This window comes from Enterococcus sp. C57, from assembly GCF_040887305.1.
GTDB lineage: Bacteria > Bacillota > Bacilli > Lactobacillales > Enterococcaceae > Enterococcus_B > Enterococcus_B hirae.
Genome location: NZ_JBFOFP010000008.1, coordinates 160,354 through 169,231, shown reverse-complemented (window position 1 = coordinate 169,231; position 8,878 = coordinate 160,354). Strand labels below are relative to the sequence as shown.

General features: G+C 35.8%; 6 protein-coding genes and 2 tRNA genes. 7 read left to right on the top strand and 1 reads right to left on the bottom strand.

What is annotated here, in order from left to right; all coding sequences use genetic code 11:
* Positions 1-17: 17 nt before the first annotated feature.
* The 7 genes from AB5M32_RS10885 (at position 18) to gor (ending at position 7,206) form a co-directional block, all read left to right on the top strand.
* Positions 18-91, top strand: a tRNA-Pro gene (locus AB5M32_RS10885).
* Positions 92-150: 59 nt separating this feature from the next.
* Positions 151-224, top strand: a tRNA-Arg gene (locus tag AB5M32_RS10880).
* A 130-nt stretch (positions 225-354) separates the two neighbouring features.
* The gene (locus AB5M32_RS10875; protein ID WP_034700167.1) at positions 355-825 is read left to right on the top strand and encodes a CtsR family transcriptional regulator; all 471 of its coding nucleotides are present in this window, start codon (positions 355-357) and stop codon (positions 823-825) included.
* A gap of 6 nt (positions 826-831) precedes the next feature.
* Positions 832-3,312 carry an ATP-dependent Clp protease ATP-binding subunit gene (locus AB5M32_RS10870; RefSeq protein ID WP_010720716.1) on the top strand — a complete coding sequence of 827 codons (2,481 nt, stop codon included), beginning with the start codon at positions 832-834 and terminating at the stop codon, positions 3,310-3,312.
* 192 nt (positions 3,313-3,504) lie between these two features.
* Positions 3,505-4,428, top strand: a complete 924-nt coding sequence (locus AB5M32_RS10865; RefSeq protein WP_014834383.1) for a peptidase U32 family protein — start codon at positions 3,505-3,507, stop codon at positions 4,426-4,428.
* Between the two features lie 18 nt (positions 4,429-4,446).
* Positions 4,447-5,688: a U32 family peptidase gene (locus AB5M32_RS10860; protein ID WP_126342785.1), complete on the top strand. Its 1,242-nt coding sequence runs from the start codon at positions 4,447-4,449 to the stop codon at positions 5,686-5,688.
* Positions 5,689-5,859: 171 nt separating this feature from the next.
* Complete coding sequence (gor, locus tag AB5M32_RS10855) at positions 5,860-7,206, top strand: glutathione-disulfide reductase (RefSeq protein ID WP_053765987.1); 1,347 nt, start codon at positions 5,860-5,862, stop codon at positions 7,204-7,206.
* A gap of 108 nt (positions 7,207-7,314) precedes the next feature.
* Here the strand turns inward: gor and AB5M32_RS10850 are convergent, their stop codons facing one another.
* On the bottom strand, positions 7,315-8,763 hold the full coding sequence (locus AB5M32_RS10850; RefSeq protein ID WP_228011925.1) for a helix-turn-helix domain-containing protein: 1,449 nt from the start codon (positions 8,761-8,763) through the stop codon (positions 7,315-7,317).
* Between the last annotated feature and the right edge of the window lie 115 nt (positions 8,764-8,878).

The following is an 8,878-nucleotide window of genomic DNA, read 5'->3' as shown; positions in this document are numbered from 1 at the left end:
AGTCTTTTTTATATTTTCGGGAAGTAGCTCAGCTTGGTAGAGCACTTGGTTTGGGACCAAGGGGTCGCAGGTTCGAATCCTGTCTTCCCGATTTTTTATTTTTATTGATTTTTCTAGAAATGTATTTTATAATTTAAATGAACTGAATATGCGCCCATAGCTCAACTGGATAGAGTGTTTGACTACGGATCAAAAGGTTAGGGGTTCGACTCCTCTTGGGCGCGTTAATACGGAATCCTGCATTCCGTATTTTTTTATATTTTTAATGATTTCTAAGGGAAAAGTCTTTCTTCTTTCTTTCTGATATTAAATTCGCTATAATTAAGGTCAATATTAGTCAAAGGAATGAGTAAGATGGCGCATCAGAATACCTCGGATTTAATTGAATCATATATAAAAAAGTTTTTAGAAAAGAATGAAATGATTGAGATTCGCAGGATTGAACTGGCCGACCTCTTTAATTGTGTACCTTCTCAAATTAATTATGTGATTAATACTCGTTTTACGATTCAGCGAGGTTATTTGGTTGAGAGTAAACGTGGCGGTGGTGGCTACATACGGATTGCCAAAGTAAGAATTTCTGATAAAAGGCATATGTTGGAACAAGTGAATCAGCTATTCAATGAAACGATTAGTGAAAAAAATGCTTTTGCAATCATCCAAAAATTATATGAGGATCAAATTGTTACTAAAAAAGAAGGCAATTTAATGCTGAGCGCAATTGCCAAAAATACACTGAATGTAGATGGTGGGCTAGAAGATTATGTTCGTGCTCGAATTCTTCGAGCATTTCTTGAACGATTAAGCTATGAAGATGGGAAGTGAAGATGAATGGAAGAACTTTTTACGCAAAGAGCACAATTAGTATTAGAAATTGCACAAGATGAAGCAAAAAAGTTTAAGCATCAGTCTGTTAGTTCTGAGCATATTTTGTTGTCATTGGTTATTGAACCGAATGGCATTGCTGGGAAAGTACTACGTGAAGTTGGATTAACTGAAACAGACATCTACGAAGAGATTGAGCATTTGATTGGCTACGGTACAATGACTTCATATCCTCAAGGAACCTTTTTACCTTATTCGCCACGCATGAAACAAATTTTTGCATTGGCAAATAGTGAAGTAAGAAAAATGGGTGCTCAAAAAGTGGGAACGGAACATATCTTATTGAGTATGCTAAGAGATGAAAGTATCATGGCTACTCGGATGATGATCAATTTGGGAATCAGTTTAACGAAAGTCCGACAATCTTTGAAACAAAAAATGGGCATAAAAAATGATAGTCGTAATAATAGTATCCGTCGTAAAAACCCACAAGAAAAGCGTCAAATGGTAAAAGGTACTCCAACGTTAGATTCTTTAGCAAGAGATTTGACGAAGTTAGCGAGAGACGGAAAACTTGACCCAGTTGTTGGGCGTTCAAGAGAAGTAAAACGCTTGATTCAAATACTTAGTCGCCGAACTAAAAACAATCCTGTATTAGTAGGGGAACCTGGTGTTGGTAAGACAGCGATTGCTGAAGGTTTAGCCCAAAAAATCGTGATGGGTGAAGTTCCTGAAGAGATGCAAGAAAAACGCTTGATGATGTTAGACATGGGGTCTTTAGTAGCGGGAACAAAATACCGTGGAGAATTTGAAGACCGTATGAAAAAGGTGATTGACGAAATCTATAACGACGGTCAAGTCATTTTATTTATTGATGAGTTGCATACCTTGATCGGTGCCGGTGGTGCAGAAGGGGCAATTGATGCATCTAATATTTTGAAACCTGCTTTAGCTCGTGGAGAATTACAGACAATTGGTGCTACAACGTTAGATGAATATCAAAAGTATATTGAAAAAGATTCTGCCCTTGAACGACGCTTTGCTCGAATTCAAGTAGATGAACCGACACCTGAAGAAGCAGAAGAGATTTTACGTGGTCTTCGTTCAAGATATGAAGAGCATCATGGTGTAGAAATCACTGATGATGCGATAAGAGCTGCGGTTCATCTTTCTGTACGCTATATCACTTCTCGTCAATTACCTGACAAAGCAATCGATTTGATTGATGAGTCAGCTGCTAAGGTACGCTTAGATCAAACAGATGATCTTTCGGAATCTACAGTAATTAAGTTGGAAATCGAACAATTAGTCAAAGAAAAAGAACGAGCAATCCAAAAACAAGACTTTGAAATAGCAGCACAATTGCGAAGACAAGAAAAAGCATTACACAAAAAATTAGTAAAACTATTGATACTAGAAGAAAAGCAGGAAAATGGTTATGCTGATCGTGTGACTGAAGAAGATGTAGCCACAGTCGTTTCTGAATGGACAGGTGTTCCATTACAACAACTGGAAAAGAAAGAAAGTCAGCGTTTATTGGAATTAGAAGCACTTTTACATGAACGTGTTGTTGGACAAGATGAAGCAGTCAAAGCAGTATCAAGAGCAATTCGTCGGGCTCGTAGTGGGTTAAAAGATCCAAATCGACCAATTGGCTCCTTTATGTTCTTAGGACCTACAGGAGTTGGTAAAACGGAACTTGCCAAAGCTTTATCGGAAGTGATGTTTGGGGACGAGAATTCCTTGATTCGGGTTGATATGTCTGAATTTATGGAAAAATACAGCACGAGTCGGTTGATTGGGTCACCTCCGGGCTATGTTGGGTATGATGAAGGTGGACAATTAACAGAAAAAATTCGACAAAAGCCCTACTCTGTCATCTTATTAGATGAAGTAGAAAAAGCCCATCCAGATGTATTTAATCTGTTATTACAAGTACTAGACGATGGCCATTTAACAGACTCTAAAGGTCGGAAAGTTGATTTTAGAAATACGATCATGATTATGACTTCCAATATTGGTGCAACCCAAATTCGAGAAGAAAAAAACGTTGGCTTCAATGTCCAAGACATTACCAAAGATCATAAAGCCATGCAAAAGCGTATTTTAGAAGAATTAAAGAAAACATTCCGCCCAGAGTTCTTGAACCGGATAGATGAAACAGTTGTCTTCCATTCATTAAGCAAGGATGAAATCCACTCCATTGTTCAAATTATGAGTCGAGCAATCGTCAAACGTTTGAAAGAACAGGATATCCAAGTGAAGATTACTCCGGCAGCAATAGATGTGATCGGAAAAGCTGGTTTTGATCCTGAATATGGCGCTCGTCCAATACGAAGAGCGTTGCAAAAAGAAATAGAAGATCGCTTAAGTGAAGCATTATTAGGTGGAGAAATCCATTTAGGCGATCAAGTGACAGTGGGAGCCTCCAAAGGAAAAATCACTTTGAATGTACGTCTTCCAAAAAAGTATGTAGTTGAATCATAGGAGTTAAAAAAGAAGTGAGAGAATTTTGTTCCACATAACGATTGAAGGTTATGGGCAAAAGGCTCTCACTTTTTTATTTTTTTAACTTTTTTTCTTGTGAATTTAAATTCAAAAATCCACCAATAAATGTAAGAAGTGTTGGCAACTTTTTTAAGCTATGCTACTATTATGGAGTTGTAGGAGGAGGAAATGATGATCGAAATCATAACTACGGTAGAAACTTTTGAACAAGCAAAAGAATTACTTGAAGCAGGAACAGATACTTTGTATTTTGGCGAGGAACTATTTGGTTTACGATTACCTGCGTCGTTTACAAGAGAAGAACAACGTCAATTAGTTGAATTGGCGCACACATATGGTAAAAAAGTAAATATTGCGATGAATGGGATTATTCATCCTGAAAAAATGAAAAAAGTACCTGAATATCTACAATTCCTGAAAGAAATTGGGGTAGATCAACTGACAGTAGGTGATACAGGTATCATATACACCATGAAGAAACATCCAGAATGGCGTATTCCCTACATTTTTGATGCAGAAACGTTAGTTACTAGTGCTAGACAAATCAATTTTTGGGCGAAAAGAGGAGCTGTTGGAGCCGTTTTGGCTAGAGAAGTTCCTTTTGAAGAAATGAAAGCGATGGAAGAAAAACTAAATGTTCCTGTAGAAATTCTAGTGTATGGTGCTACTTGCATTCATCAATCAAAACGTCCTTTATTGCAAAATTATTATCATTTTACCAAACAAGAAGAGCGAGTAGATCGTGATCGGGGATTGTTTATTTCAGAACCTAAGAAAGACGACACACATTATTCCATCTATGAAGACACTCATGGGACCCATATTTTTGCCAGCAATGACATCAACCTGTCAAAAGAATTAGGGTTATTGTATCAACATCAGTTCCGTACATGGAAACTTGATGGTTTATTTACCCCAGGAGAAAATTTTGTAAAAATTACCAAAGCATTTGTGGAAGCGAAAGAACAAATCCTTGCAGGTACTTGGAATGAGGAAAGTGCTGAAATATTAAGCAAAAAGATAAGTGAATTACATCCTCAAAATCGTGAATTAGATACTGGCTTCTTCTATATTGATCCTGAAGCCATCAAGTAAGGAGTATGACGAGAAAAAATGACAACAAAAAGAAAATTGAAACGACCCGAAGTCTTAGCTCCAGCTGGGACACTTGAAAAATTAAAGACAGCGATTCATTATGGCGCAGATGCAGTCTATATTGGCGGAAATGCTTATGGACTAAGAAGTCGCGCAGGTAACTTTACCTATGAAGAGATGGCTGAAGGCGTAGCTTTTGCAAAAGCACATAACGCAAAAGTATATGTTGCTGCAAATATGGTGACACATGAAGGAAATGAAGAAGGTGCTGGGGAATTTTTCCGTCAATTACGTGATGTCGGAATTTCTGCCGTAATTGTTTCAGATCCAGCGCTGATTGAAATATGTGCGACAGAAGCACCGGGCTTACCGATCCATTTATCGACACAAGCATCTGCCACTAACTTTGAAACTCTTGAATTTTGGAAAGAAGAAGGATTAGAGCGTGTCGTTTTAGCTCGTGAAGTTTCTATGGAAGAAGTGGCTGAGATTCGTAAAAATACGGATGTGGAAATTGAAGCCTTTATCCATGGTGCGATGTGTATTTCTTATTCTGGCCGTTGTACCTTATCTAATCACATGTCAATGCGTGATGCTAATCGTGGGGGCTGTTCACAATCTTGTCGTTGGAAATATGGATTATTTGATATGCCTTTTGGCCAAGAAAGAAATCATCTGACAGAAAACGGCGAAATAGAAGAAGAATTTTCAATGAGTGCAGTAGATATGTCGATGATCGAGCATATCCCGGAATTGATTGAAAATGGGGTAGATAGCTTTAAGATTGAAGGAAGAATGAAATCAATCCACTATGTATCTACAGTTTCTAATGTTTATAAAGCTGCGGTCGACAGTTATATGGAAGACCCTGAAAATTATGTCTGCAAGCAAGAGTGGATTGATGAGTTATGGAAAGTGGCACAACGGGAACTTGCTACAGGATTTTATTACAATACACCAACAGAAAATGAACAATTATTTGGGGAACGTCGTAAGATCCCTGTTTATAAATTTGTAGGTGAAGTAATGTCTTATGATGAAAAAACCAAAATTGCAACGATCCGTCAACGAAATCTATTTTCTGTGGGAGATGAGATCGAATTTTATGGTCCAGGATTCACTCATTTTAGCCAAACGGTTGAGGTAATGTACAATGAAGAAAATGAATCCATTGATCGGGCACCAAATCCGATGATGATTTTAACTATGCCAGTGACACAACCTGTAAAACCAGGAGATATGATTCGGAAAAGAAAATAAAAGCATACGCTAACCAATCGAATAAAAATAAAGCATCAAAGTTATATTATCTGTTTAAACGTGTTAAACTTATTTTTTGTAAGGACAAAAAGAGTAGAGAAGAAATTTTTCTTGAAAATTTATCCAAAGTAAGAAGAAAAGCAAGCATCTTCTTAAATTAGGAGGTATAGCATGAAAACGTATGATTATATAGTTGTCGGTGGTGGTTCTGGAGGGATCGCCTCTGCGAATCGTGCCGGAATGCACGGTGCAAAAGTTTTATTAATTGAAGGAAATGAACTTGGTGGGACTTGTGTGAATGTTGGTTGTGTACCCAAAAAGGTAATGTGGCAAGCCAGCACGATCCTAGAAACAATGGAACGAGATGCTTCAAGTTATGGGATCCAAGCAGATGTAAAAAAAGTAGATTTTAGAGAGTTAGTTGAAAAGCGTGAGAAATATATTGACTTTTTACATGGTGCGTATCAACGTGGCTTAGATAGCAATCAAGTGGATGCAATTAAAGGATATGCTACCTTTATAGACAGTCAAACCGTGGAAGTAAATGGGGAAACCTATCAAGCAACAAAAATTCTGATTGCAACTGGTGGTAAGCCTAGCAAAATGACGATCCCTGGTGGCGAATATGCAATTGATTCAAATGGCTTCTTTGAGATGACAGAATTGCCAAAACGGACAATTGTTTTAGGAGCAGGTTATATTGCCGCAGAACTTTCTGGTGTTTTACACGGGCTAGGTAGTGAGGTAATGTGGGCGTATCGAAAAGAACGTCCATTACGAACTTTTGATAAAATGCTATCTGATAACTTAGTTGAGATGTATCAAGAAGCTGGGATCAAAACTTACGCTGGACATATAGCTAAAGAAATCATCAAAAACGACAATGAGTATACAGTTGTATTTGAAAATGGTGAACGACTCTCTGGTGATTGTGTATTGTTCGCAGGTGGTCGAGTGCCTAATACCGATCAATTAGGATTAGAAAATACCCAAGTAAAATTAGATGAACGTGGTTTTATAAAAGTTGATAAATATCAAAATACCACAGATCCACATATTTTTGCGGTGGGAGATGTGATCGGTAAAATTGATTTGACACCAGTGGCAATTGCTGCAGGTCGCCGTTTATCTGAACGGCTATTTAATGGGAAAGAAAATTCTTATCTAGACTATCACTTAGTACCAACAGTTGTATTTACCCATCCACCAATTGCAACGATCGGTGTAACAGAAGATGAAGCATTGGCTACCTATGGAAGTGATCAGATCAAAGTTTATCGTTCACGATTTACACCTATGTATTTTGCATTGAATGACTATCGACAAAAATGTGAGATGAAATTGATTTGCGTAGGAGAAGAAGAAAAAATCATTGGCTTACATGCAATTGGTATTGGTGTCGATGAAATGTTACAAGGTTTTGCTGTTGCAATTAAAATGGGCGCGACAAAAGCAGATTTTGATGATACGGTCGCTATCCATCCAACTGGTGCAGAAGAGTTTGTTACTATGCGATAGAAAGTATAACTATAGTGCGAGTCCAAAGTTAGTTTTTAGACTAACTTCAGGTCGCACTATATTTTTATGCTGTGATACCGATGTTAAACGAGCAATGATGTAACTCCCTTATGCATAAAGAAGTTCTTTTAGGTTGCTCCAAAAAGCAGAAGTGGGAATTTTTGATATTTTTAACATATTAGTCGAGATCTTCGTTTGATTTAGCTCGATATCAGTTAAAATTAGGTCATATTGATTGATTTTCACATAATCAACAGAGAAAATATTTTCTTGATACATATCAATTTTATATAACGACGGAAATTTTTTTAACAGCAGTTGTTTATAGAAAGACAAAATCCGTTCTTCCTGATAAGAAACAATGACGATGGATAAATGTTTTTTATAAGGAAGGAGTGTTGATAATAATTGTGGAGATAATGTAATCAGTTCTAAAAATAATTCTTCATAAAGCAATTGGTTTTCTTTGATTTCAGTCAAACCGGCTTGTTCGATTGACTTTTCATAAGCTGATAATAGTTTTTCTGATTCTTTGATAAATGTTTGTGACAAAAGATCTATGTATGTCGTCTTAAAGGATTGCAATCGTTCATTAAAATGGATAAAGTCATTTAGTCTTTGTATGTCATTAGGAGATAAGGTAATATCTATGCCCATATAATGATAAAAACTATGAACTAAATTTTGTAATTTCTTTTGCTCCATTAATTCATCATTTTTTGAATTAAAAAAATATAAATGACTATATGAACTTAATAGGTTATGGACATTTGACTTTGTAATACTAAAATTATATTTCTTTTCAATGATCGAACAAAGAACGGTACTTTTTGTCAATAAGTCAAAAAATAATCGTTCACTTTCGGTTTCTTTTTTTAAAGGGTAATCAATTATGTGTCGTTGTCCGATACGAATAATGGACGTATAAAAATAGTAACTATTTAAAATTAACTTATATGTACTTACTGAAGAAAACGTATGGTTTTTATTATGATAACGTTGTAACAAGTCAAATATATAGTCAAAATGTGGTAGTTGCTGCGGGGTATAAATTTCACGAAACATGCTACAAAAAAAATGCCGTATAAAACTTTCGTCACCTGTAATTTGTAACTGAGAAGCAACTTTAATCATGATTGGCCAGTTTCTTTCAGAAAAATATTCATTGATTTTAAAAATAATTCGCCGAATACTGGTTTCACTTAAAAATAATGTTTCAGCGAGTTTTGACAAAACAGGTTCATTGATAAAAATAGTTTTTAAGATTTGAACGTTCGTAGAATGATTTAGTATTTTTTTGATTAAGTCTTCCAGATTCATATCATTAGGCATTTTTAATGTTATGATTTGATACTGATCAATTTTAACGACAACAGGTGAATAGGTGTGGTTAAAAAAAACAATGTCACTTAATAATGTTTTTTTTGTCACATTTAATTGCTTTGTTAGCGTGTTGCACTCAATTGATGACATACCCAGAAGTAATGCTAACTTGACTTGTCTTTCTGAAGTTTTTTCCAGTATATTAAGTTCTTTCATCATCATTTTGGATTTCAAAATCTTAGAAATCGCTTCCTCCCACCTTTCTCTTATGGTATATAAATTATTTTATCATATATTTTTGTTATGTTAGTGTTTTTTTTATAAATTTCTATACTTGTTTTTTATTAAC